This window comes from Maricaulis sp. (genome assembly GCF_017642925.1).
In the GTDB taxonomy this organism is placed as follows: Bacteria; Pseudomonadota; Alphaproteobacteria; order Caulobacterales; family Maricaulaceae; genus Maricaulis.
In genome coordinates this window covers 36,109-57,835 of sequence record NZ_JAEPOL010000018.1, presented here as the reverse complement: position 1 = coordinate 57,835, position 21,727 = coordinate 36,109, and the positions used below count along the sequence as shown (strand labels likewise).

Genomic DNA, 21,727 nt, shown 5'->3' with positions numbered 1-21,727 from the left:
AATTCCCGGACATGTTCTGAAACACGTTTCACACTTGCCGCCGCAGTCGTCCTGTTGTGCTTGACCGGGTGGGGTCCCTACCTACTCTGCTGGGCAAAACGGGAGGAAATCGATGGGCGTTTTCGGCGCGATCAAGCGCGAGTTCGACTATGTGTCGGGCATGCTTCGCGTGCTGCGCGAGATCCGCAAGGTGGGCTCGGGCTCCGGCATGCGCGTGCCGGACAAGATCGAGGCGACCGTCGACCGCTATCCCGACAGGCCCATGGCCCTGCTGGACGATGGCGAGATTTCCTACCGCCAGTTCGACGCCTATGCGAACCGGGTCGCCCACTGGGCACTGGACCGGGGCCTGAAGCCCGGCGACACGGTCGCCTTGTTCATGAGCAATCGCTGGGAATACATCGCGATCTGGTTCGGCCTGTCCAAGGTCGGCATCGTGATCTCGCTGATCAACAACCAGCTCACCGGTCATTCCCTTGCCCACTGCCTGACCATCGGCGAGACGAAGCACGCCATCGTCGAGGGCGAACTGGCCGGTGCCTATGAGAGCGCCCGCGGTTGCGGTATCGGCGAGATCGGCGCCTGGGTGTTCGACGGTGAACTCGACGGGGCGCAGTCCTTCGACGCGGCCCTGGCGGCGCAGTCGTCGGAACGGCCCGACCCCATCCTGCGAGACACGGTGAAGCCGGAAGACGCGGTGCTGAAAATGTTCACCAGCGGCACGACCGGTCTGCCCAAGGCGGCGCTGATGACGCATATCCGCGCGCTCTATTATCTCCACGTCTTCGCCATCGTCGCCAAGGCGCGCGAGACCGATCGCATGATGATGGTGCTGCCGCTCTATCATGCGACGGGCGGGCTGTGCGGTGTGGGCTGTGCGATCTGTTTCGGCGGCGCGCTGATCATCCGGCCGCGCTTCTCCGCGACGAATTTCTGGCCCGACGTACAGCGCTTCGGCGCCACCATGTTCATGTATGTCGGCGAGCTGTGCCGTTTCCTGGTCAACTCGCCCGAGACGCCCGAGGAAAAACAGCACAAGCTGCGTGTTGCCATTGGCAACGGCATGCGCCGCGAGGTCTGGGAGGAGTTCCAGGAGCGGTTCGATCTGCCGCAGATCGTGGAATTCTACGGCTCGACCGAGGGCAATGTCGGCCTGGTCAATACCGACAACACGCCCGGGTCGATCGGCCGCGTGCCCGGCTATCTGAAATCCCGCTTCAATATCGATCTCGTCCGCTTCGACATGGAGGCGGAAAAGCCGATGCGCGGCGAGGACGGGTTCTGCATCCAGTGTGCGCCCGGCGAGGTGGGCGAGGCGATCGGCAAGATTGACACCGACGACGCCCGTTTCCGCTTTGACGGCTATGGCAGCAAGGAAGACACCGAGAAGAAGATCCTGCGCAATGTCTATGAAGAGGGCGATGCCTGGTTCCGCACCGGCGACCTGATGACGCGCGACAAGCTGGGCTATTACTATTTCGTCGACCGAGTCGGCGACACCTTCCGCTGGAAGTCGGAAAACGTGGCGACCGGCGAGGTGGCCGAAGCGCTGAGCGTCGACGGTGTCGAGCAGGCCAATGTCTATGGCGTCGAGGTGGAGGGGCATTCCGGCCGCGCCGGCATGGCCGCGCTGGTCCTGTCCGCCGACGGTGTCGACTTCGACGCGCTGCACGCCCATGTCCACGCCGAACTGCCGGCCTTTGCCCGTCCGCTCTTCCTGCGCCTGCAGCCGCAGACCGACACGACCGGCACGTTCAAATTCCGCAAGGTGGATCTGGTGAAGGAAGGCTTTGATCCGGCCGCGATTTCGGACACGATCCTGTTCGACCATCCCGGCGAGGGGCGCTATGTCACTCTGACCCCGGAATTGTACGAGCAGATCCAGTCCGGAGCCCTTCGCGTATGAGCCTTGCCGACCCGACGCCGCAGGACATCATCGATTTCTGGTTCGAGGAGGCCGGGCCGGCGAAATGGTATGCCGTGTCCGCCGCGTTCGATGCCGTGTTGCGCCGGCGCTTCGGCAAGGCGATCGAGCGCGAGGCCGCGCGCTATCGCGCCGGCTCTCATCCCTGGCTCGACGATGCCGAGGGCGCCCTGGCGCTGATCCTGTTGTTCGACCAGTTTCCGCGCAATGTCTGGCGCGGTTCGGGCAAGGCCTTCGAATTCGACCCGCTGGCACGCGATATCGCTGATGCCATGATCGATCGTGGTCTGGATTGGGCCGTCGCCGAGGATCGCCGCGCCTTCGTCTATCTGCCCTTCATGCATTCCGAAGCCCTGGCCGACCAGGATCGCTGCATCGCGCTGGCGCAGGAGCGGCTGGAGACCGGCTCCACCCTGCATCATGCCCGCAAGCATCGCGAGGTGATCGAGCGGTTCGGGCGCTTCCCCTATCGCAATGAGGCGCTGGGGCGGAGCTCGACCGCGGAAGAAATCGCCTATCTCGACAGCGGCGGATACGCACCCGGTCGGAACGACTCGGCAAAATCGTCCGGAGGGCAGGGCTGACCGCCGGCCGGCTCGGGTGCTGATAGTCTAACTATCAGATATTATTATATGTAATCGGAGTGCCGATTTGGCCCCGCCCTTGCTCCTGTGTCTGGCAGACCCGTCCACAGGAGCCCGTTGCATGACCCCGCGCGTCCATATCACCGTCGAAGATATCCGCCAGATCGCCTGGACCATGGTCGATCTGCACGGCCCCCAGGCGATCGGCTATGCCGACGAGGCGGTGACGGATCTGGACGAGCAGGGCCAGCCCGAGGGCGCCGATGCCTGGCGCGCCTTGCGCTCGGTGATGGAAGACGCGCTGGCCGGCCGTCTTGCCCGCGACGGCGATATCACGGTTCACTAAAATCGTGTGCGGGCGCACCGCTGCCGGTGCGCCCGCACGGCTTTCTCTGAGTTCTACTGGCAGACCTGCGCGCTCGTATTGCTGCCGCTCATCACGCAGTGGGCATAGCGATAGCGGTCCCGTGTCGCGGCAGAGATATCCGCAGAGCTGGCCATCGGCGGCGGCGTGGAGCTCGCGCTGGACGATGTATAGGTCGGCGCGCTGGAGCCGTAGAGTTCGCGCCAGCGGGCGTCAGCGGCGCCCGGTGAGTTGGTGCCGGTGCCGAAACGGCCTTCCAGCCCGGTGCCGCGAGCTGCGAGTTCCGCATCGGCGGCCTGGCGTACCGGGCCCGACGAGAACCACAGCGCAGCAGCATAAAGATCATTCGTCGCGATATCGCCCATCCGGCCGGCCTGCCGGGCGGCGAGGATGGCGCGCTCGGCCAGATCGCGCGAACGGGCGGTATTGATCGCGACCGACACGGCATCGCCATAGCGGCCCTGGGCCAGCGGCGCCTCGATCTGGGCGTTCAGTGCGGCCATATTGGCTTCATAGGCGGCCTGGTCGCGGAAATAGGTCTGCCACTGGCGGGCCATGTCGCAGGAATTGGCATGACCGTTCGAGCAGGCCCGCTCGTAATAGGTCGCGCCCAGCCGGTACTCGTCGATGCTGACATAGACGGCCGCCACATTGCGGCAATCGCCGCCGCTCTGCTGCTCGTCGCAGCGGATGATGGAATAGCGCAGGCCCTTTTCCGGGTCGAACGTCGCGGCTTCCGGATTGGCATAGACACGCGCGGCGACGTCGCAGCCCTTGATGTCGCGATAGCGGTCGCAGGCGCGCTCGGCGAACCAGGCGGCGTTTTCCAGATTGATCATGTCCGGATGGTCGCCGGAATTGCCGTCCCAGCTCCAGTCCAGCCCCCACAGGCACGGGTTCCGGACACCCGCCTCGCAGCCGGCCCGGGCGGTGGCGACGGCGCGGGCATAGTTGCGCGCCGGTGAGCTGGCGCTGATGAAATGGCCCAGCGAGCGGCTGCAGCCATCCTCATGCCCCATCGTACAGGCCTGCGCCATGTATTCCACGCCCAGTTCGACATTCCGCTCGAGATTGCCCTCGCCGACGCTCATCAGATAGCCCGCCGTGTTGCAGCCATCCGGCACACCCAGATTGCAGGCGCGCAGGAAATAGTCGACAGCGCGCTGCTTGTTCTCGGGCACGCCCTGGCCCTGCGCATACTCGGCGCCGGTATAGAAGCAGGCTTCGCCATCGCCGGTGGCACACGCGGCCTGGGATGGCGATTGCTGGGCCTGCACAGCCGGTGCGAACCCCAGGGCAAGCCCCAGGATGACAAGCGTTCTGAACATGTATTTCTCCCGTCCGATCATGGTCTTCGGAAAAAATAGGCCAGACGCCGGAGTTCCGGTCTCCCCGGTTCAGGGGAGGTGTGGCGCCGGGCGTGGCCAGCGGCATCCCGTCACGCCGCAGTTGCGCTGTCACGGGCCTGTGCTAACTGCTCAATCATGGACACGACCCAATGGCCCGAGGCCCTCGTCAAATTCGGTATTGAAGACCCGTTCGAACCGGCCCGCACGGCGCCGCGCATGCGTCAGGCCCTGCGCAATGCCACGCCGCACATGGATGTGAAGGCGCCGGATCTCGAAGCGGTCGAGGACTTCGCCATTCCGGGGCCGGCGGGCGATATCCCCGCGCGTCTCTATATCCCGTTCGGGTCGGTGGGGCCGGCACCGCTGACGCTCTACATGCATGGTGGCGGCTATGTGATCGGCGATCTGGATACGCATGACCGCGAGTGCCGGCGGCTGGCCGCGCACAGCGGCGCGCGCCTGATGGCGATCGATTATCGCCTGGCGCCGGAGCATCCCTTTCCCGCGGCGATCGAGGACACGCTGGCCGCCTTCGACTGGCTGGTCTCGGATGAGGGCCAGACGCGCGCCGGCGCCGACCCGCAGCGCATCGCCGTGGCCGGTGACAGTGCGGGTGGCGGGCTGGCCGCCATGCTCGCCCAGGCGCGGCGCGAGCAGATCCGCTTCCAGCTGCTGATCTATCCGCTGTTGCAGCTGGTTGAACGGCGCAAGCCGCGGCTGAAGGCGCTGGAGGGGCATCTCCTGGCCGCCTTCACGCTGGAGAAGATCGCGCTGGCCTATCTGCCCGATCCGGAGCTGGCGAAGGATCCGCGGGTCTCGCCCCTGTTCGAGAGCGATCTGGCCGGCCTGCCCAAGACGCATATCTTCGCGGCCGAGCTCGATCCGCTGCTGGATGAGGGCAAGGCCTATCGCGACCGGCTGATCGCGCTGGGCCTGCCGGTCGACTACACGCTGGGCAAGGGATTGCCGCACGGCTATTTCAATCTCACCGCCGTATTGCCGGGCGCCAAGGCGCTGGTCGACGCGGCGGCCGTGGCGCTGGGCGACGGGCTGCGCGGCTGATCCGTTTGCATTCGGGCGGGCAAGCGCCTAGCTCGGTAGCATGACCGTTTCCGCGACCTACCGCCCCGATCCGCGCTTCGCCGCCCTGGGCGATGATTTCTCCGACCCGGTGCGTCCGGCCGATTTCCCCGAGGCGCATCTGCGCTTCTGGAATGACCGCTGGGCCGGACCTGTCGGCCTGGACACGCTGGATGCGGCCGAACGCGCCGCGCATTTCCACCGTTTCCAAGCGCTGCCGGATAACCAGCCGCAGCCGCGCGCCATGCGCTATCACGGCCACCAGTTCCGTACCTATAATCCCGATCTCGGCGACGGGCGCGGCTTCCTGTTTGCCCAATTGCGCGACGATCAGGACCGTCTGCTGGACCTGGCCACCAAGGGCTCGGGCACGACACCCTGGTCGCGCAGCGGCGACGGCCGGCTGACACTGAAAGGCGCCATGCGCGAAGTACTGGCGGCGGAGATGCTGGAAGCGCTGGGCGTCTACACCTCCAAGGCCTTTGCCGTCTTCGAGACCGGCGAGGCCCTGCAGCGCAATGACGAGCCTTCGCCGACACGCTCGGCCGTGCTCACCCGGCTCGGTCATTCCCATGTCCGCCTCGGCACATTCCAGCGCCATGCTTTCGAACACGCACCGGAACGCATCGAGGCCCTGATCGGGCATGTGATCGAGACCTGTTATCCCGGTCTCGCGGAGGCAGAAGACCGGCCCGCCGCGCTGCTGGAGGCGGTTATCGCGGCGAATGCCCGCATGGCCGCGGGGTGGATGGCGGCGGGCTTTGTGCACGGCGTGCTCAACACCGACAATATCAATGTCACGGGCGAGAGTTTCGACTACGGCCCCTGGCGCTTCCTGCCGCATTATGAACCCGGCTTCACGGCGGCCTATTTCGACCATTCCGGGCTCTACTGTTTCGCGCGCCAGCCGGAGGCCGTGTTCTGGGCGCTGCAGCAGTTTGCCGGTGCGCTGTCGCTGGTAGGAGACCGGTCGAGCCTGGAGACGGCCCTGGCCAGTTTCCCCGCTGTCTACCGCACCGCCTTGCTGGAGGCTTTCCTGGCCCGCTTCGGCCTGGCGTCTGCCGGCGAGGCGGCGGACGAGGCGCTGGTACGGGCATTCCTGGCTTTCATGGAGCGCTCGCAGCTGCCCTGGGAAGGCGTGATCTTCGACTGGTTCTGCGGCGAAGCCTCGGCAGAGCGGGCAATGTCCGGGCCACGGGCATCGGCCTATACCGGCGACACATTCGACGCCTGGCGCGCGGCGATGGCGGCCCATGACCCTGTGCGTCCGGAACGGCTTGGCCATGCCGTGTTCGGGAAGAGCGAGCCTGTCGCCATGACGATCGAGGTGGTGGAAGAGACCTGGGCGGCGATCGACGCGGCCGATGACTGGTCGCGCTTCGAGCAGCGCATCGCGGATATCCGCGCCGCCGGCGAGGGCTATGATCTCGGCCGGGGGCGGCTAGGATTTCGGCCATGACGCTCGATCTGATTCGCATGCCGGTGCTCGACCGGCCCGGCATCGTCCATGCCTTCACCACGCGCACGGGCGGTGTCAGCGAGGGGCCTTATGCCTCGCTCAACCTCACCCGGTCGCGCGGCGATGATCCGGCACACATCTCGCAAAACCGCGACCGTGTGCGCGAGGCGCTGGGGCTGGATCATCTGGTCTTCGCCGTGCAGGTGCATGGCCGTGACGTCGTCACCGTCGAGGGCTGGCCGAAGGGCGATCAGCCGGCCGGTGAGGGCGATGCGCTGATCACGGACAGGCCGGGCCTGGGTCTGGTCTGCCAGACCGCCGACTGTACGCCCATCCTGCTGTTCGATCCTGTGCGCCGCGCCGTGGCGGCGATCCATTCCGGCTGGCGCGGCACAGTGGTGAACGTCGCCGCCGCGACGATCGAGGCCATGACCGCGCGCTATGGCACACGTCCGGCCGATCTGCTGGCCGCCATCGGCCCGTCGATATCGCCGGCGAATTATCGCGTCGGACCGGAAGTCGTCGCTGAATTCGAGGCCGCGTTCGAACATACCGGCGGCATTGTCTCGCCGCGTGATCCGGAAGGCGGCGCCCAGCTCGATGTGGGCGAGGCCTGCCGCCGCCAGCTGGTACTGGCGGGTGTGCCGGAAGGGGCGATCGAACGCTCCCCCCTGTGCACCTATGGCGAAGAGGCCCGCCTGTTTTCCGCCCGCCGCGCCCACCATCGTGGCGAGAGCGGACTGTTCGGCGGCCAGGCGGGCATTATCGCCCTGACCGGGGCTTGAGCCCTCAGGCGTTCTGGACGGCCCGCGGTTTCGGCAGAAGCCGGCAAGCGAGATCGCCCGAGGCCGAGCTCCACACCCGCAGCGCCCATTCCAGCGGACCCTGTTTCGACACCGACAGCCACAGCCGGGCGAAGACGATGAGCGCGACGGCACCGATCAGGGCTGCGGCCGTGATGCCGTAGCGGTCGAACGGACCCAGCGCGAGGCCGGCACCGGTGAAGGCGAAGAGCGCGATCGCCGTGCCGCCCAGATAGAGCGTCAGGGCCAGACGTCCGACCGGCGCCAGCGTCGCCATCAGGGCCGGGCGCAGGGCCGGGGCCCGCATGGCCAGCATGATCAGCGCGGCATGGCCCAGCACGATGAAAGGCTTGCCCAGCGTGGTCAGCGGATGGGATTTCACCACGATCTCGAACCCGCCGGCCGCAGCCATTGCGGCGACACCGCCGCACAAGGCGAAGCCGATGCCATAGCCCGCAGCCAGCAGGGCTGTCAGGCGTCCGGCCGACCAGCCGGTGAAGGCGCCCATACGGAACAGGCCCAGGCCCAGCAGCATGTAGCTGCCTGCTTCCAGGCATTTCCAGACAATGCCCGTCGACAGGCTCCAGGACTGGAATTGCACCAGGGAGAGGCGGACATGGTCGAGGTAGGAACCGGCATGATAGGCCGCCGCATCGGCCAGGCTGGCCTCGGTCACCGGTGCGGTGGTCAGTTCATTGGTGAACTCGTGCAGCGCGAGCAGGCCGAACCCGCCCAGACCGCCCAGCACGAGAAGGCGCGGATCCAGCCGCGACAGGGCCAGCGCGACGACACCGGCCAGCGCATAAACGTGCAGGATGTCCGAGGCTTCGGCCAGCAGGATCACGTGGAAGACAAGACCGAAGGCAAACAGGCCGGCCGTGCGCGCCAGGTAGCGCGTATAGGTCTCGGCCAGGGCGACGCCTTCGCGCGGGCGCGTCATCATCCAAAGCGAGACGCCGAACAGCAGGGCGAACAGGCCGCGCATCGCATCGTCGACCAGGACCGAATTGAGGAACCAGATCACCTGTTCCCCGATGGACCAGCCGAGAATGTCCGGGTGTTCGATTGCGAGAATGGAGCCGCCCTTGGCCGGGAAGCGCGCGAACAGCAGCCCGATCACGGCCAGACCGCGCAGGACATCGAGATGATCAAGCCGTTCGCGCTTGGCGACATGTTCGGCAGCGATGGATTGGGTCATGGCGCGCTGTCTCCTCCCGGGATTTCCCCTGCGAGGCGAGCAAGAAGAATGCCAGAGGGGTGCGCGAGTTTGTTCTCTTTGTGTTCCGTCCTTGAATCGATTATACTGTCTGCAGTGTGAAGATGAGGTCGCTGATGAGTGGTAATGATCGATACGTTGTGAAACATGCCGACGGCTGGGCCGTCACCGGCGGCGGAGCCGAGCGTGCCAGTGGGGTTTTTCGGACCCAGAAGGAAGCTGAAGGCCGAGCCAAGGAGATAGTGAAGAACCTTGGCGGCGGAGAGGTGCGTATTCAAGGCCGTGACGGTCGTTGGCGAGACTCTGACACGGTCCCGCCAGGAAACGACCCGAACCCGCCGAAAGACCGAAAGCACTAGTCGCACCATTTTGAAAGGCTGGTGTCCCCGGCAGGATTCGAACCTGCGGCCCCGAGATTAGGAATCTCGTGCTCTATCCACCTGAGCTACGGGGACCCAAACAACGGCAGGGCTGTCGTATACAAGGTCATCCCGTTCCGCAATTGGTAGGTCGCCATGAGAGACACCCCTGACTGGAAGACGTACGAGGACCTCACCTACGGCATAATCGACGATATCAAGGCGAGCCTGGGTTTCACTCACGTCGAGAGGGATGCGACGGTCGCTGGAAAACGGTCGGGCCGAGATCGAATAAATGTGGAAGTCGTCGCCTACCGCGAAAATGGCAACTTCGTGCTCATCGAGGTCAAGAACCGAAATAGGCCGATGGAGGGGGAGGCCATGGGCGGCTTCGTCTATCGCGTTCAGGATGCCGACGCCGAAGGGGGTATCGTGGTCTCTCGGTCCGGTCTTCAGAAGGGTGCCGAACAGATCGCCGAGGCTGAAAAGATCGATCAACTCGAAATCGAGGAGGGATCTTCATTGGACAGCTATGTGGCCCGGTTTCTTGAGCGGATATTCGTCAAAGAAACTGAAGTAGCGCGTATCAGCCTGACTGAGCGCACAACCGTAGAAATACGGGACGAAAGCGGAAACATCGTCGAACGACGAGAGTCCGGCGGTCTGGACTAGCGGTTCGGTACCTATCCGGTGCTCATCGACCCCGCCACGATCCCAAGGTGCTGAACCAAAACGCCCTTCCGGACGCCAACCCACCGATTAGGAATCCGTTGCTCTATCCTGCTGAGCTACGGGGCCGCCAGACGGGCGTCTTAGCCGGTTTTTCCGGACGGCTGAAGCCTGCGATGCGGGGAATGGGTGTGCGGGTTATTCCGCACTGGCCCGCGTTTCGGGCCCGACCGGCGCATACTCGATCACATCATTGTCCGGGCAGGACGCGATCGTGATCAGCTCGACCTCCGTGTCGGTGGGATTGTGCAGGTAGTGGAAGTCGCCTGGGCCGGCCGGAAAAGCGACATAATCGCCGGGGGCGAGGGTGGCGGTTTGGGTACCCGAATGCACGGTCGGGGACCCTTTCAGGACGATATAGAACTCGTCCCTGGTGCTGTGGACATGCGGCGAGGACGCGCGGTGCCCCGGCGCGAGCGTCTCGAACATCACGGATACCGAGCCGATGCCGGCCGGTTCCGACAGAGACTTGTAGAGCGTGAAAATCTCCGCCGTTGACCGGCTTCTGACCGGTTCGAGCGGCGCGTCCCTGAGCTTTCCGACGAGCACCTTGCATATCTCCTGGCAACCGGGCCGCCGTCAGTGCGGCGGCGCGATTGCGAAGAGTCGCACCTCAGACCGGCGCGTATCAAGTCGTTTCCGATGACCCGTCGCGGAATATCCGCAGGAACTCCACTTTTTCCTTGATGGCATCCGCCTCGCGCTCTGCGGCGTTGAACTCGCCGATTTCTTCGAGGTCTCCGTGCGCGTCATAGCGGAAATGCGTGATCTTCGCCTCACGGGGGTCGAAATCGAATTTCGCCGAGTAACGGCAATGAAGGTCGCCGAGAAAGATGTCCTTGAACTGCATGAAGTAGACGGTGTCATACCAGCCGACATGCAGGACGACGTGGCGGTCGTGCAGCATGGGGGATTGCCAGTCCCAGGCCGGCTGGACCCGCGCCCGGATCATCATGTCGGACGCACCGATCTCCTTGAGGCATTTTTCGACCTGGTCATCGGTCTCGAACTGCATCTCCACCCGCGTCAGATGGGTGGGGGCGATGTTGAAATTGACCGGCGTACCGATACTGACGAGCTCGTGCTCGGGCAGATCGTGTTTCAGGCGGCGCAGAAGTTTGGCGAAGGTCACGTCCTTGGTGACGCGTTTTGTGCGGCCATAGACGTCGGTCACGTATTGCGGCGTGTAGCCGATCGATGAGCGGACAATGACGTCCTCGGTATTGTCCGACGCGACGATGATTTCCGTCAGGCCGTCCTTTGTGATCCTTGATTCCGGTTGCATATCTCACTCCCGTTTTCAGCGAGTGAGTCAAAGTTGTATCAAATCACAACAACAATTTAAAGATATTCCGGCGCACAAAAAAAAGCGGCGGAGCCTGGCCCCGCCGCTTCTTTGCATTCCGGCCTGGCGAAAGCCTAGCCGATGGTCTGGCGCAGCGTGTTGAGCTGCTGGGCGACTTCCTGGGTCGCCTGGGTCATCTGGTCGACGGCGGCCTTGCCGCGGGCGACCGACTGGCCGGACCCGCGTACGCCGTCGAGGATTTCCTTCACTTCCGTGTCCAGGGCGGCGATGCGCGAGGCAATGTCCTCGGTGGCCTTGGCGGTCTGGCCGGCCAGCGCCTTCACTTCGCCAGCCACAACGGCAAAGCCGCGACCGGCTTCGCCGGCACGGGCGGCTTCGATCGTGGCGTTGAGGGCGAGGAGGTTGGTCTGGCTGGCGATCGCCTCGATGGTCGACAGGATCGCATTGATGCGCTGGGACGCGTCGGTCAGCGCTTCGACACGGCGTTCGAGAACCTGACTGGACTCTTCCACCTGGTTCATCGCATCGCGGGCGATCTGGGCTGCCTCGGCGCCCTGCGAGGCGCGGGCGGCCGTCTCGCCGACCGCTTCGGCGACCGCGCGGGAATTGCTGTCGGACGCGCCGGCCGGATGGGTCATCGCGTCGTCGGAAGAGGCATAGGCGTTCATCGTGGGAGCGTCCCTGGTTGTTGGCTGCCCGGATCATTACGCGCAGATGGTAAACGGATTGGTAAACACGCGGGACGCAAGCGAGGCTTGCAATGCAATTACAAGTGGTATAACCATGGAATGAACGGAAAGCCGGAAAGCGATGCGCGCGATCATGCCCCTCCTGTTTTTACTGGCCCTGGCGGCCTGCTCATTCGGTGCCGACCCTTTCACACCGGGTGAAAACGGACAAGTCACTGAAGTTTCCGGTGCATTAACGCTCGCCGTGGACACTGGCGACAGCACGCTGGAGGTGCGTCTGGCCGAGCTGGATGCGCCGGACGAAGCCCTGAGCCGGGCGCTGCTGGAGGCTGAAGCGGCGGACCATCCGGTGCGCCTCGCCTATGCCGGCCAGGAGCGCGATCGCTATGGCCGTGCGCTGGCGCAGGTGCATGTTCAGGACGAGGCGGGTGGTGAAACCTGGCTGCAGGCCCGCCTGGTCGAATCGGGGGCCGCCCGGGTGCTCAGCCACGCGGACAACCGGGCCGCGGCGCGCGATCTTCTGGTGCTCGAAGCGTTTGCGCGGGACCAGCGGCGCGGGCTGTGGGCGAACCCGGCCCATGCCGTGCGCGACACGCATCCCGATGCGCTGGCCCAGGACATCGGATCGGTGCAGTTGGTCGAGGGCCGGGTGGTGGAAGCGACGCAATTGCGCTCGGGCCGCATCTATCTCAACTTCGGCGCTGACTACCGGACCGATTTCACCGTCATGATCGAGGCGGAGGATGCCCCGGCCTTCATCGAGGCCGGTCTGGGCCCCGATGCGCTGGAGACACGCCGCATCCGGGTGCGCGGCTGGATCGAGGACGAGAACGGTCCGATGATCCGCATCGATCATCCTGAACGGATCGAAGTCCTGGTCGATTGATACGGTCGGCCGTGTGCGGCGTGTGAAAGACCAGCCGTCCGCCTGCCGTCACCGGCAGGCGTCGCCGGGATCGAGTTCTGGATCAGTTCGGGATCAGTCCACAGGTAGCCGGATCGCCGTGGCGTTCGGTCAGGGCGCGGCGGATCTTGTCCAGCGCTGCAGTCTCGATCTGGCGGACGCGCTCCTTGGAAATACCCAGGCGGTCGCCCAGCATTTCCAGGGTCGAGCCTTCCTCACTGAGACGGCGCTCACGGATGATCAGCTGTTCGCGCGGGTTCAGCGTGTCGATGGCCTGGCCCAGCCACGCCTTGCGGCGCTCGCTGTCGGTGCGGTCCATCACCTCGTCCTCGGGCGCACAGGTCTCGTCCACCAGCAGGTCCTGCCACTGCATCTGGTCCTCTTCGCCGACCGGCGCGTTGAGTGACCGGTCGACGGCGCTCAGGCGCGAGGCCATCATGTCTACATCCTCCTCGCGCACCTTCAGCTCCTCGGCGATCAGGCGGCGGTTCTCCGGCGTCAGCCCGCCGCCATCGACATCGCCCGTGCGGGCGCGGATGCGGCGCAGGTTGAAGAAGAGGGATTTCTGGGCCGAGGTCGTGCCGGTGCGCACGATCGACCAGTTGCGCAGCACATAGTCCTGGATGCAGGAGCGCACCCACCAGGTCACATAGGTGGAAAAGCGGACATCGCGGGAGGGATCGAACCGCTCCGCTGCTTTCATCAGGCCGATATTGCCTTCCTGGATCAGGTCGGAGAAGGGCAGGCCGTAGCGCCGGAAGCGGGCGGCCGTGGCAACGACAAGGCGCATATGAGCCTCGGTCAGCCGGTGGAGAGCAGCCTCGTCGCGATGCTCGGCCCAGCGGCGGGCGAGCTCTTGCTCTTCCTCGCGTGACAGGAGCGGCACCGCCATGGCGGTTTTGACAAAGCGCTGTTCGCCGGCGTCGCGCTGGCGCGGGGCGGCGGTTGTCTCGGGGGCAGTCCGGGTTGCAGGCATCCTCACATCCTCCTCACCGTCTCATACGGCGGGCGGAGCGGAGCGGATCACCGGGCCGGGCAGGGGGCAGTGCTGCCGCAGCGGATGCATAAAGAAAAACGCCCGGCCGGAGCCGGGCGTCTGTCTGGGCGTTGCAATGTGTGACGGATCAGGCGGCTTTCTTGGCCAGCGAGACCGACAGCATTTCACGGGCCTTGTCGTGCTCGATATTCTCGACGGCAGCCAGTTCGCGGACCATGCGGTCCAGCGCGGATTCATAGAGCTGACGTTCGGAATAGGACTGCTCGGGCTGGTCTTCTGCACGGTGCAGGTCGCGAACGACTTCGGCGATCATGATCAGGTCGCCCGAATTGATCTTCGCTTCGTATTCCTGTGCCCGGCGGCTCCACATGGTGCGCTTCACCTTGGCCTTGCCCTTCAGCGTCTTCATCGCGTCCTTCACGATGCGGTCGCTGGACAGCGGGCGCATACCCGACACGTCGGCTTTGGCGGTCGGCACGCGCAGCGTCATTTTATCCTGTTCGAACGTGACGACGTAGACTTCGATGTCGAAACCCGCGACCGTATCCTTCTCAACGCCCGTGACCTGACCGACACCGTGGGCCGGGTACACGATAAAGTCGCCTTGCTTGAAAGACTTGTTGTCGTTGGCGGTTTTTTTCGTCATGGATGCTCTCTGGTTGGGCCTTCCTTGCCGGTGGCATCCAATAGCACGCACATCGCTCCCGAAGTTGTTCCGGCACCCACCCGGCTCCGAGATCGACTAATCCTGCGTGCAAGCCACCGCACAGAAAAGCGGGCAGCGCCACATGCACTGCCCATCAATCTGTGGAACATATCACAAACTACGGAAATTTCCAAACGGTAGCGTTTGGTTAACCCGGCGCGGCTAGTCGCCCGATCCGGGTTTTTCGGAGAAGTACTTCTCGTACTTGCCGTCTTCCTCGGCCATCGCGTCGGCGTCGGCGGGCGGATCCTTGCGCACCGTGATGTTCGGCCAGATCTCGGCGAATTTCGAGTTCACGGCCAGCCACTTGCCGTCCGGATCGTCCTCGGTGTCCGGCTTGATCGCCTCGACCGGGCACTCCGGTTCGCAGACGCCGCAATCAATGCACTCGTCCGGATGGATGACGAGGAAATTCTCGCCCTCGTAGAAGCAGTCGACGGGGCAGACTTCGACACAATCGGTATATTTGCAGCGCACGCAGGCGTCAGTGACGATATAGGTCATGGCAGCCGGATTTCATGGACGGGGCAGGTATGCCGGCGGGACATGGGCCGCAGGCGCGGTTTTGTCAACGGGGCCGCATGTGCGCTTCTGCACGCGAGCGGGCGAAGACGCGCTCCCGGTCGCCGACGGCCAGCAGGGGCGTGATGCGCCGGATGAAGGCGTCCTCGAAGGGCGATTTCTCGCCATCGGCCAGCGCGACGCGCCACAACTGCTCCACCAGGGCGACGCGTTCCTGCTTGTCCAGACAGGCCTTCACCACCTTGGTGAAGCTGTGATGATCGACCGCAGTCTCGGCCAGGCTCTCGGCCTGTTCAAGCACGCGGGCCGCCTTGTCTTCGGGCATCGAGAAGGCCGCCGACAGGATGGCGCGGATCTGGTCCTGCTCGCAGTCGGCATAGATGCCATCGGCCAGTGCGGCCTCGACGAGCAGGGCCGTCGCCGCGACGTGCGGATCGAGTTCGGGATGGGATTCGCCCGTCTCGGCGGTGAAGAGACGCTTGATGGATTCGAACATGGCCGGGTCCTCTAAGGTCCGGGTTTATCGGCATATTTAGGCGGCGGGCTCGGACGGCTCTCCGGCTTCGTCGAGCCGGCGGTAGAGCAGGCGGGCTTCGGCCGCCGGGCCGCGCCGTTCGCCCAGACCCAGAATTTCGAGCCGAACAATCTGATTATTCAGGGGGAGCGTCAATGTGTCGCCCTCACGAACCAGGGCCGAAGCCTTGGTGATCCGGCGTGTTGTCCCGGCGGCTTCGACGCGGATCTGCCCCTTCGCAACGATACGGGTGGCCAGGGTGCGGGTCTTGAACAGGCGGGCATGCCACAGCCAGACGTCCAGCCGCTGTGCCTTGCCCGCCTCGCTCACGGCTTGGAGGCCTTGCGGCTACGCTTGCGGGCCGGCTTGCGGCCGTTCGTGGAACCCGCGCCGGCGACATTCAGCGCGGCCAGAGCGGCAAACGGGCTGTCGGCAGGCGGCGGTGTTGCGGCCGCCGGCTTCGGCCGGGGCCGGGCCTGGGGACGCCGCTTGCGCCGGTCCCAGCGCTCGCCTTCGGCCTTCTCCGGATCCGGGCCCTTCTGGATGCGCTTGTAGCCGAGCGTGGTCAGCGTGCCGCGCAGGTCCTCGACCGAACAGCCCAGCAGCGCCGTCATGTCGGCGGTCAGCGGGAAGCCGGGTTCCTGATCGACCGCGCGGGCATCGCGCAGCGTATCGGCGAGGCGTTCGAGCATGTCGAAGCGCACGGCGCGCGGACCGCAGGGATAGAAGCCGACGGTCGCATAATCGGCGCGCGACCGGCCGCGGTCATTGGCGATCGAGGTCAGGCCCGGAGCCGGCAGCCAGCTGATATCGGTCGACCCGGCCGCGATCGCCTGCAGGAGGGCGTTGAGCCGCGCCGGGGCGGGTTTCACGAGCTCGGGCACATAGACCATGTGCTCGCCGATCCGCACGCCGACAGCGCGCAGGGCGCGGCGCTCGTCCTGGGACAGGGCGCGCACTTCCTCGGAAATGGTCAGGCGGGCGAGGGCACCACCGGCCTCGTGCAGGCGCCAGGCAACACCGCGCGCCGGGCCGGGCAGCTCGTCGGACTGGCCGGCCTCGCGCAGCTTGAACAGGGGTGCCAGAACCGTCTCGATATGCTCGCGCACGCGCGCTTCCAGCGTCGATTGGGCGGCCGTCTGGGCTTCCGTCGTTCCCAGATCGCCGCCGACCAGTTTGATCGCCGGCTTCAGCGGGCCGGGACCGGGGATCAGCTGGGCCACGGTCTCGCCGTTCCAGATGATCTGGCCATCATCGGTGAAGGTCAGGTCTGTCATGTCTGTCCTAGCCAGGGCGCCGAGGCGCCGGTTGATTTCGGGTCGCAACGCTCTCAGCGCTGCGGACTTCAGGGTGCGGGCGGCCAGCTCGCGGCCCTCTGCATCGGGCCTGAAGGTCAGTCCGTCAAGCCGTCCGACGAAATGACCCTCCACCGTCACCTCGCCCGTGTGCGATACGCCGGCCAGCAGATCGCGCTCGTCGCGCAGGCCTTTTACCAGCGCACTGGTGCGGCGATCGACGAAGCGCTGCATCAGCCGTTCGTGCAGGGCGTCGGACAGCGCGTCCTCGATCTGCCGTGTGCGGCCGCGCCAGTGATCGGGGTCGTGCGTCCAGTCGGCCCGGTGCGCGGCATAGGCCCAGGTGCGCACATAGGCGAGCCGCGAGGCCAGGGCGTCGACATCGCCGGAGGTCTTGTTCAGCCGCTCCAGATGACCGGCCAGCCAGTCGTCGGGCAGGCGATTGCCGGGGCCGGTCAGGTGCAGGTAGATCGATTTCACCAGACGGGCATGGGCGTCCAGCGTCGCCTTGCGGAAATCGGGCAGGCGGCAGGCATCCCACAGCCGGCTCACCCCGTCGCGGCCGGTGGCGCGCTCGCGCACCTCGCGGTCGGCAGCCAGCACGCCCAGGGCCCGCTCGTCCATCGCTTCGCCGACCCGCTCCAGCGCCGGATGGCGCGAGGGTTTGCCGAGCGAGTATTGCAGGGCTTCCAGCGAGCTCTCGTCGAGATCGGGATTGCGCCAGCGCAGGCGTTCCACGGGTGCGAATGTGTGCGCTTCCACAGCCTCGACGACATCCGGCTCGAACGGCCGGCAGTCTGCGGTCTCGCCGAATGTGCCGTCGGAGCGGAAACGGCCCGCGCGCCCGGCGATCTGGCCCAGCTCGGCCGGGGTCAGCCGGCGCCGGCGGCGGCCGTCGAACTTGCGGCTTTCGGCAAAGGCGACATGGTCGATATCCATGTTCAGCCCCATGCCGATGGCATCGGTGGCGACGAGGAAATCCACTTCGCCGGACTGGTAGAGCTCGACCTGGGCGTTGCGGGTGCGTGGTGACAGACCGCCCATCACGACCGCAGCCCCGCCCCGCCGCCGGCGCAGGAGTTCTGCGATGGCGTAGACGGCCTCGGCCGAGAAGGCGACGACGGCCGACCGGCGCGGCAGGCGGGTCAGCTTGGCGGGGCCGGAATAGCTCAGCTGGGAGAAGCGCTCGCGATGCTCGGTATCGGCGCGCGGCACGAGTTCACGGATCAGCCGGGTCATCGTGCCCGAGCCGAGGATCATGGTCTCTTCGGTGCCGCGGGCGCGCAGCAGGCGGTCGGTGAAGACATGGCCGCGCTCCGGATCGGCGGCCAGCTGCACCTCGTCGATGGCAACGAAGGCGACGCGTTTCTCCACCGGCATGGCCTCGGCGGTGCAGATGAAATAGCGCGCCGAGGCCGGCACGATCTTTTCCTCGCCGGTGATCAGCGCGACGGCGGCCGGCCCCTTGGTTTTCACCACCCGGTCATAGACTTCGCGCGCGAGCAAGCGCAGGGGCAGGCCGATCATCCCGGAGGACCGGCCCAGCATCCGCTCGACGGCGAGGTGTGTCTTTCCGGTATTGGTCGGTCCGAGCGCGGCCGTTATCTGGCCGGGACCGTCATTGCGCGCCAACATGACGCCCCCTCCTTAGGCCGGACGCCGGGGGCAGCGCAAGGCTGCTCACCGGCACCCGGCATGCAGGATCAGCTTTCCTGGATCGAGCGGGCGGTGATCGTCACCCCGCCAAAGCCGGCATTCGTCCGGATGCGCACGGGGACATAGAGATCGCCGCCATGCACCGGCGCCATCCAGAAGGTGATCGGATGGGAGATGGTGTCATCGTCGGGAAACTCATCGGCCTCATAGCCCGAGATCGGCTCGTAATAGGCGTGGCAGATCTGGGCATCGCCCGACCAGGCCCGGGTGCGGACCCGCTCGGTACCGCCATCCTCGAAGCGCAGATTATAGCGGGCACGGCCGTCGAAGACGGGCAGCTGGCCGTCACACAGCGAATCGCTGCTGGAGGCAGCGCCCAGCCCGATGGCGAGCAGGGTCGAGAGCGGATCGGCGGCGCCGGCGCGCTCTTCTGCCGTGGCGGGCGGTTCGCCCATATTGCCGAAGGGCGGCTCGATATCCGGCGTGGCTACCCCGTCGGGGAAGTCGATGCCGACCGTGCGGTTCTTCGAGCTGGCATGATTGTAGTGGCTGTAGCGCCAGGGCTGCAGCCGGGGGCCGTAGCGATAGCCGGACACGCCGGCCTCGATGTCCGCATCGGAGAACAGGGCGGCCAGCCCGGCCGTCGTCAGCCGCGCCGAGGCGCTGTAATCGTCATTGGCGAACTGGCCGTTCACGACGATATCGGCGACCTGGAAGATCATGACCGAGCCGGAATACTGCACGGTGATGCCCAGCGGACCGCTGCCTGCCGCACTGTCTGCGGCATCGTCAGCTGCAAGAACCGGCACGGCGCCGGTCAGGCCCAGCGCCATGGCTCCGATAACCCACGCGTTTTTCACTCAAAACTCTCCTCGGCTATGCACCGCCGCCAGCTTGACCCCGATATAACAACTGCAATAACCGAACAAAACCGGCTGCAAGATGAACGCAGCAAGCTTGACGCCGTCGCGCCGCTCCGTTATCTCGCCCGCTCTCGCGCCGCTCGCAAGATCGGTGCGCACGGATTATTCTATGTGAAAGGTGCGACTATGGCGCGTCGCTGCGAACTGACCGGCACGGGCGTGATGACGGGGAACAATGTGTCCCACGCTCAGAACAAGACCCGCCGCCGTTTCCTGCCGAACCTGTGCGATGTCACACTGGCTTCGGAAAAGCTGGGTCGTAACTTCAAGCTGCGCATCGCTGCGAAGGCGCTGCGCTCTGTCGACCATGTCGGCGGCCTGGATGCCTTCCTCCTCAAGGCCCGCGACGAGAGCCTCTCGGACCGCGCCCTGAAGATCAAGCGCGACCTGAAGAAGGCTCTGGCAGCTTAAGCGCTTCCGGACTTGACCGAATTCGATCAACGCCCGCTGTTCCTGCAGCGGGCGTTGTCGTATGCGCGGCATGCCGCTAGCTTCCTCGCGGTTTTCGGACGTGAAGGTCCGGGGGGAGGCAGTCATGACGAACAGGATTTCCGCAATCGCCGCTGCGTTCGGCGCACTCGCACTGGCCGCCTGCGGCAGCGGCGAGCCCGCCGCCGAGGCGCCGGCCACACCGCGCCCGGCCGAACCTGCACCGGATGATGGCGGCATTCCCGCCGCCGACATGGTCTTCTTCGGCGGCCCCATCTACACCGCCGACGATACCCGCCCCATGGTCGAGGCCGTTGCTGTCCAGGGCGGCCGCATCGTCTTTGCCGGACCGCGGGCCGGCGCCAATATCTGGGTGGGGCAGGCCACGCGCCTCGTCGATCTGGATGGCGCCGCGATGTATCCCGGCTTTACCGACAGCCATATCCATGTGCTCGGCGTCGGCCAGCGTGAACGCCTGCTCAATCTGGACGACGTCGTCTCGGTCGCCGAGCTGGTCGAGCGTGTGTCCGGTGCGGTCGAGGCGGCCCAGCCGGGCGATGTCGTCTTCGGGCGTGGCTGGATCGAAACCCACTGGCCGGAGGGCCGCTTCCCGACGCGGGACGATCTGGATGCGGCGTCGCCGGACAATCCGGTCGTGCTGGTCCGCGCCGACGGCCACGCGCTGGTCGCCAATTCCGCCGCGCTGGGGGCTGCCGGGATCAATCGCGATTCGCGGGCGCCGGAAGGCGGGGAAATCCTGTTCGACGAAGCGGGCGAGCCGACCGGCATGCTGATCGATACCGCCATGGGCCCGGCCCAGGCACTCGTCGCCCAGCCGTCCGGAGCCGAGCGTGCCGACACCTATGCCGAGGGCGCCGATCGTCTCGCCAGCCTGGGCTGGACCGGCGCACACGACATGTCCGTGCCCTGGTCCGACGTGGCGATGATCGAGGATCTCGCCCAAGCGGACCGCCTGCCGATCCGCGTCTATGTCTCGATCAATCCGGACGGCTATGCCGATCTGGCGGCCGGCGACGTGCCGCGTGTGGCCGATGATGGCCGCGTCATCACCCGGGCCGTGAAACTCTATATGGACGGGGCACTGGGCTCGCGTGGTGCGGCGCTGCTGGAGCCCTATTCCGACCGGCCGGACACGTCCGGTCTGCGCATCGCGGAAGCGGACGAGACGACGGGCATGATGACCCAGGCCCTGCGTGACGGGATCCAGATGAATGTCCACGCCATCGGCGACCGCGGCAATCGCTCGTTGCTCGACTGGGTCGGCGAGGCGCTGGACCAGGTTCCCGCAGAAGACCGCGCCCTGGCCGAGCACCGCTGGCGCGACGAGCACAGCCAGATCGTCCACCCGGACGACATCCCCCGCTTTGCCGAACTGGGTGTGATCGCGTCGATGCAGCCCTCGCACGCGATCGGCGATCTGCATTTCGCCCCGGACCGGCTGGGCGATGACCGGCTGGAAGGCGCCTATGCCTGGCAGAGCCTGCTGGACGCCGGCGCACACATCACCGGCGGATCGGATGCGCCGGTCGAGCAGGGCGATCCGCGGATCGAATACTATGCCGCCACGGCACGCGCCGATCTCTCCGGTTTCCAGGGCGAGAACTGGCATGCCGAGGAAGCCCTCTCGCGCAGCGACGCGCTGAAACTCTTCACGCTCTGGCCGGCCTATGCCTCCTTCCGCGAGGACGAGCTGGGCTCGATCGAGACCGGCAAGCGCGCAGACTTCACCGTCTTCTCCGCCGACATCATGACCATCCCCGAAGCGGAGATCCTCGAGGTCGAACCGGTGATGACGGTGGTCGAGGGGGAGATTGTCTGGGACCGCGCGGAGTAGGCGGCACAGGCCGGCGTCTGCTTATTTTGTCATCCCGGATGAATGCCCCGCGAAGGCGGGGCGG

Annotated in this window: 24 protein-coding genes and 1 tRNA gene; 11 read left to right on the top strand and 14 right to left on the bottom strand. The window is 65.8% G+C overall.

Annotated features, from left to right (window positions below; all coding sequences use genetic code 11):
• Window positions 1-112 precede the first annotated feature (112 nt).
• The 3 genes from JJ918_RS14100 to JJ918_RS14090 all read left to right on the top strand — a co-directional run bounded on the left by JJ918_RS14100 (window position 113) and on the right by JJ918_RS14090 (window position 2,854).
• Complete coding sequence (locus tag JJ918_RS14100) at window positions 113-1,906, top strand: long-chain-acyl-CoA synthetase (RefSeq protein ID WP_291888578.1); 1,794 nt, start codon at window positions 113-115, stop codon at window positions 1,904-1,906.
• On the top strand, window positions 1,903-2,508 hold the full coding sequence (locus JJ918_RS14095; protein ID WP_291888576.1) for a DUF924 family protein: 606 nt from the start codon (window positions 1,903-1,905) through the stop codon (window positions 2,506-2,508). Before JJ918_RS14100 ends, JJ918_RS14095 begins: the two co-directional genes overlap by 4 nt.
• Window positions 2,509-2,629: 121 nt before the next feature.
• Window positions 2,630-2,854 (top strand): hypothetical protein, encoded by a 225-nt coding sequence (locus JJ918_RS14090; RefSeq protein WP_291888574.1) that lies wholly within the window; start codon window positions 2,630-2,632, stop codon window positions 2,852-2,854.
• A gap of 53 nt (window positions 2,855-2,907) precedes the next feature.
• On the opposite strand, the gene JJ918_RS14085 is transcribed toward JJ918_RS14090, so the two are convergent.
• Window positions 2,908-4,200 (bottom strand): hypothetical protein, encoded by a 1,293-nt coding sequence (locus tag JJ918_RS14085; protein WP_291888571.1) that lies wholly within the window; start codon window positions 4,198-4,200, stop codon window positions 2,908-2,910.
• Between the two features lie 156 nt (window positions 4,201-4,356).
• On the opposite strand from JJ918_RS14085, the gene JJ918_RS14080 reads away from it, so the two are divergent.
• From JJ918_RS14080 to pgeF, 3 genes are read left to right on the top strand one after another with little or no spacing between them, the layout of a single operon-like run.
• The gene (locus tag JJ918_RS14080) at window positions 4,357-5,283 is read left to right on the top strand and encodes an alpha/beta hydrolase (protein WP_291888569.1); all 927 of its coding nucleotides are present in this window, start codon (window positions 4,357-4,359) and stop codon (window positions 5,281-5,283) included.
• 40 nt (window positions 5,284-5,323) lie between these two features.
• Entirely contained in the window at window positions 5,324-6,760 is a 1,437-nt protein-coding gene (locus JJ918_RS14075) for a protein adenylyltransferase SelO (protein ID WP_291888567.1), read from the top strand.
• Entirely contained in the window at window positions 6,757-7,545 is a 789-nt protein-coding gene (pgeF, locus tag JJ918_RS14070) for a peptidoglycan editing factor PgeF (RefSeq protein WP_291888564.1), read from the top strand. Before JJ918_RS14075 ends, pgeF begins: the two co-directional genes overlap by 4 nt.
• A 4-nt stretch (window positions 7,546-7,549) precedes the next feature.
• On the opposite strand, the gene JJ918_RS14065 is transcribed toward pgeF, so the two are convergent.
• Complete coding sequence (locus JJ918_RS14065) at window positions 7,550-8,761, bottom strand: DUF418 domain-containing protein (RefSeq protein ID WP_291888560.1); 1,212 nt, start codon at window positions 8,759-8,761, stop codon at window positions 7,550-7,552.
• Window positions 8,762-8,895: 134 nt separating this feature from the next.
• On the opposite strand from JJ918_RS14065, the gene JJ918_RS17270 reads away from it, so the two are divergent.
• A complete protein-coding gene (locus JJ918_RS17270) occupies window positions 8,896-9,138 on the top strand; it encodes a DUF2188 domain-containing protein (RefSeq protein ID WP_367277713.1) in 243 nt (80 codons plus the stop codon).
• A 19-nt stretch (window positions 9,139-9,157) separates the two neighbouring features.
• Here the strand turns inward: JJ918_RS17270 and JJ918_RS14060 are convergent.
• Window positions 9,158-9,234, bottom strand: a tRNA-Arg gene (locus JJ918_RS14060).
• Between the two features lie 60 nt (window positions 9,235-9,294).
• Here JJ918_RS14060 and JJ918_RS14055 point away from each other — a divergent pair.
• Window positions 9,295-9,810 carry a restriction endonuclease gene (locus JJ918_RS14055; RefSeq protein WP_291888558.1) on the top strand — a complete coding sequence of 172 codons (516 nt, stop codon included), beginning with the start codon at window positions 9,295-9,297 and terminating at the stop codon, window positions 9,808-9,810.
• Between the two features lie 195 nt (window positions 9,811-10,005).
• Here JJ918_RS14055 and JJ918_RS14050 read toward each other — a convergent pair whose 3' ends face one another.
• From JJ918_RS14050 to JJ918_RS14040, 3 genes are all read right to left on the bottom strand, one after another.
• On the bottom strand, window positions 10,006-10,416 hold the full coding sequence (locus JJ918_RS14050; RefSeq protein WP_291888556.1) for a cupin domain-containing protein: 411 nt from the start codon (window positions 10,414-10,416) through the stop codon (window positions 10,006-10,008).
• A gap of 79 nt (window positions 10,417-10,495) precedes the next feature.
• Window positions 10,496-11,152, bottom strand: coding sequence for a hypothetical protein (locus JJ918_RS14045; RefSeq protein ID WP_291888552.1), 657 nt, complete (start codon window positions 11,150-11,152; stop codon window positions 10,496-10,498).
• A gap of 134 nt (window positions 11,153-11,286) precedes the next feature.
• Window positions 11,287-11,841 carry a methyl-accepting chemotaxis protein gene (locus JJ918_RS14040; RefSeq protein ID WP_291888550.1) on the bottom strand — a complete coding sequence of 185 codons (555 nt, stop codon included), beginning with the start codon at window positions 11,839-11,841 and terminating at the stop codon, window positions 11,287-11,289.
• A 265-nt stretch (window positions 11,842-12,106) separates the two neighbouring features.
• Here JJ918_RS14040 and JJ918_RS14035 point away from each other — a divergent pair, with 265 nt between their 5' ends.
• A complete protein-coding gene (locus JJ918_RS14035; protein WP_291888547.1) occupies window positions 12,107-12,748 on the top strand; it encodes a thermonuclease family protein in 642 nt (213 codons plus the stop codon).
• Between the two features lie 82 nt (window positions 12,749-12,830).
• On the opposite strand, the gene JJ918_RS14030 is transcribed toward JJ918_RS14035, so the two are convergent.
• From JJ918_RS14030 to JJ918_RS13995, 8 genes are all read right to left on the bottom strand, one after another.
• A complete protein-coding gene (locus tag JJ918_RS14030) occupies window positions 12,831-13,742 on the bottom strand; it encodes an RNA polymerase factor sigma-32 (RefSeq protein ID WP_291888545.1) in 912 nt (303 codons plus the stop codon).
• A gap of 148 nt (window positions 13,743-13,890) precedes the next feature.
• Entirely contained in the window at window positions 13,891-14,409 is a 519-nt protein-coding gene (locus JJ918_RS14025) for a CarD family transcriptional regulator (protein WP_291888543.1), read from the bottom strand.
• 222 nt (window positions 14,410-14,631) lie between these two features.
• Entirely contained in the window at window positions 14,632-14,973 is a 342-nt protein-coding gene (gene fdxA, locus JJ918_RS14020; RefSeq protein WP_271186422.1) for a ferredoxin FdxA, read from the bottom strand.
• Between the two features lie 64 nt (window positions 14,974-15,037).
• Entirely contained in the window at window positions 15,038-15,487 is a 450-nt protein-coding gene (locus JJ918_RS14015) for a TerB family tellurite resistance protein (protein ID WP_291888540.1), read from the bottom strand.
• Between the two features lie 36 nt (window positions 15,488-15,523).
• Window positions 15,524-15,835 (bottom strand): RNA-binding S4 domain-containing protein, encoded by a 312-nt coding sequence (locus JJ918_RS14010; protein ID WP_291888537.1) that lies wholly within the window; start codon window positions 15,833-15,835, stop codon window positions 15,524-15,526.
• Complete coding sequence (locus JJ918_RS14005) at window positions 15,832-18,435, bottom strand: helicase-related protein (protein ID WP_291888534.1); 2,604 nt, start codon at window positions 18,433-18,435, stop codon at window positions 15,832-15,834. Before JJ918_RS14005 ends, JJ918_RS14010 begins: the two co-directional genes overlap by 4 nt.
• A 68-nt stretch (window positions 18,436-18,503) precedes the next feature.
• Window positions 18,504-19,316, bottom strand: a complete 813-nt coding sequence (locus JJ918_RS14000; RefSeq protein WP_291888531.1) for a DUF3108 domain-containing protein — start codon at window positions 19,314-19,316, stop codon at window positions 18,504-18,506.
• Window positions 19,317-19,478 carry a hypothetical protein gene (locus tag JJ918_RS13995; RefSeq protein WP_291888529.1) on the bottom strand — a complete coding sequence of 54 codons (162 nt, stop codon included), beginning with the start codon at window positions 19,476-19,478 and terminating at the stop codon, window positions 19,317-19,319.
• Window positions 19,479-19,505: 27 nt separating this feature from the next.
• On the opposite strand from JJ918_RS13995, the gene rpmB reads away from it, so the two are divergent.
• The gene (gene rpmB / locus JJ918_RS13990) at window positions 19,506-19,790 is read left to right on the top strand and encodes a 50S ribosomal protein L28 (protein ID WP_271186427.1); all 285 of its coding nucleotides are present in this window, start codon (window positions 19,506-19,508) and stop codon (window positions 19,788-19,790) included.
• Window positions 19,791-19,914: 124 nt separating this feature from the next.
• A complete protein-coding gene (locus tag JJ918_RS13985) occupies window positions 19,915-21,663 on the top strand; it encodes an amidohydrolase (RefSeq protein ID WP_291888525.1) in 1,749 nt (582 codons plus the stop codon).
• Window positions 21,664-21,727: the final 64 nt, after the last annotated feature.

Excerpts from the sequence above, each read along its gene's own strand:
- JJ918_RS14030 (WP_291888545.1), bottom strand. The coding sequence starts at position 13,742 with ATGCCTGCAACCCGGACTGCCCCCGAGACAACCGCCGCCCCGCGCCAG.
- JJ918_RS14045 (WP_291888552.1), bottom strand. The coding sequence starts at position 11,152 with ATGCAACCGGAATCAAGGATCACAAAGGACGGCCTGACGGAAATCATC.
- rpmB (WP_271186427.1), top strand. The coding sequence starts at position 19,506 with ATGGCGCGTCGCTGCGAACTGACCGGCACGGGCGTGATGACGGGGAAC.
- JJ918_RS14005 (WP_291888534.1), bottom strand. The coding sequence starts at position 18,435 with ATGTTGGCGCGCAATGACGGTCCCGGCCAGATAACGGCCGCGCTCGGA.
- JJ918_RS13985 (WP_291888525.1), top strand. The coding sequence starts at position 19,915 with ATGACGAACAGGATTTCCGCAATCGCCGCTGCGTTCGGCGCACTCGCA.
- JJ918_RS14075 (WP_291888567.1), top strand. The coding sequence starts at position 5,324 with ATGACCGTTTCCGCGACCTACCGCCCCGATCCGCGCTTCGCCGCCCTG.
- fdxA (WP_271186422.1), bottom strand. The coding sequence starts at position 14,973 with ATGACCTATATCGTCACTGACGCCTGCGTGCGCTGCAAATATACCGAT.
- JJ918_RS14090 (WP_291888574.1), top strand. The coding sequence starts at position 2,630 with ATGACCCCGCGCGTCCATATCACCGTCGAAGATATCCGCCAGATCGCC.
- JJ918_RS14025 (WP_291888543.1), bottom strand. The coding sequence starts at position 14,409 with ATGACGAAAAAAACCGCCAACGACAACAAGTCTTTCAAGCAAGGCGAC.
- JJ918_RS14100 (WP_291888578.1), top strand. The coding sequence starts at position 113 with ATGGGCGTTTTCGGCGCGATCAAGCGCGAGTTCGACTATGTGTCGGGC.
- JJ918_RS14065 (WP_291888560.1), bottom strand. The coding sequence starts at position 8,761 with ATGACCCAATCCATCGCTGCCGAACATGTCGCCAAGCGCGAACGGCTT.
- JJ918_RS14040 (WP_291888550.1), bottom strand. The coding sequence starts at position 11,841 with ATGAACGCCTATGCCTCTTCCGACGACGCGATGACCCATCCGGCCGGC.
- JJ918_RS14095 (WP_291888576.1), top strand. The coding sequence starts at position 1,903 with ATGAGCCTTGCCGACCCGACGCCGCAGGACATCATCGATTTCTGGTTC.
- JJ918_RS17270 (WP_367277713.1), top strand. The coding sequence starts at position 8,896 with ATGAGTGGTAATGATCGATACGTTGTGAAACATGCCGACGGCTGGGCC.
- JJ918_RS14085 (WP_291888571.1), bottom strand. The coding sequence starts at position 4,200 with ATGTTCAGAACGCTTGTCATCCTGGGGCTTGCCCTGGGGTTCGCACCG.
- JJ918_RS14015 (WP_291888540.1), bottom strand. The coding sequence starts at position 15,487 with ATGTTCGAATCCATCAAGCGTCTCTTCACCGCCGAGACGGGCGAATCC.
- JJ918_RS14080 (WP_291888569.1), top strand. The coding sequence starts at position 4,357 with ATGGACACGACCCAATGGCCCGAGGCCCTCGTCAAATTCGGTATTGAA.
- JJ918_RS14055 (WP_291888558.1), top strand. The coding sequence starts at position 9,295 with ATGAGAGACACCCCTGACTGGAAGACGTACGAGGACCTCACCTACGGC.
- pgeF (WP_291888564.1), top strand. The coding sequence starts at position 6,757 with ATGACGCTCGATCTGATTCGCATGCCGGTGCTCGACCGGCCCGGCATC.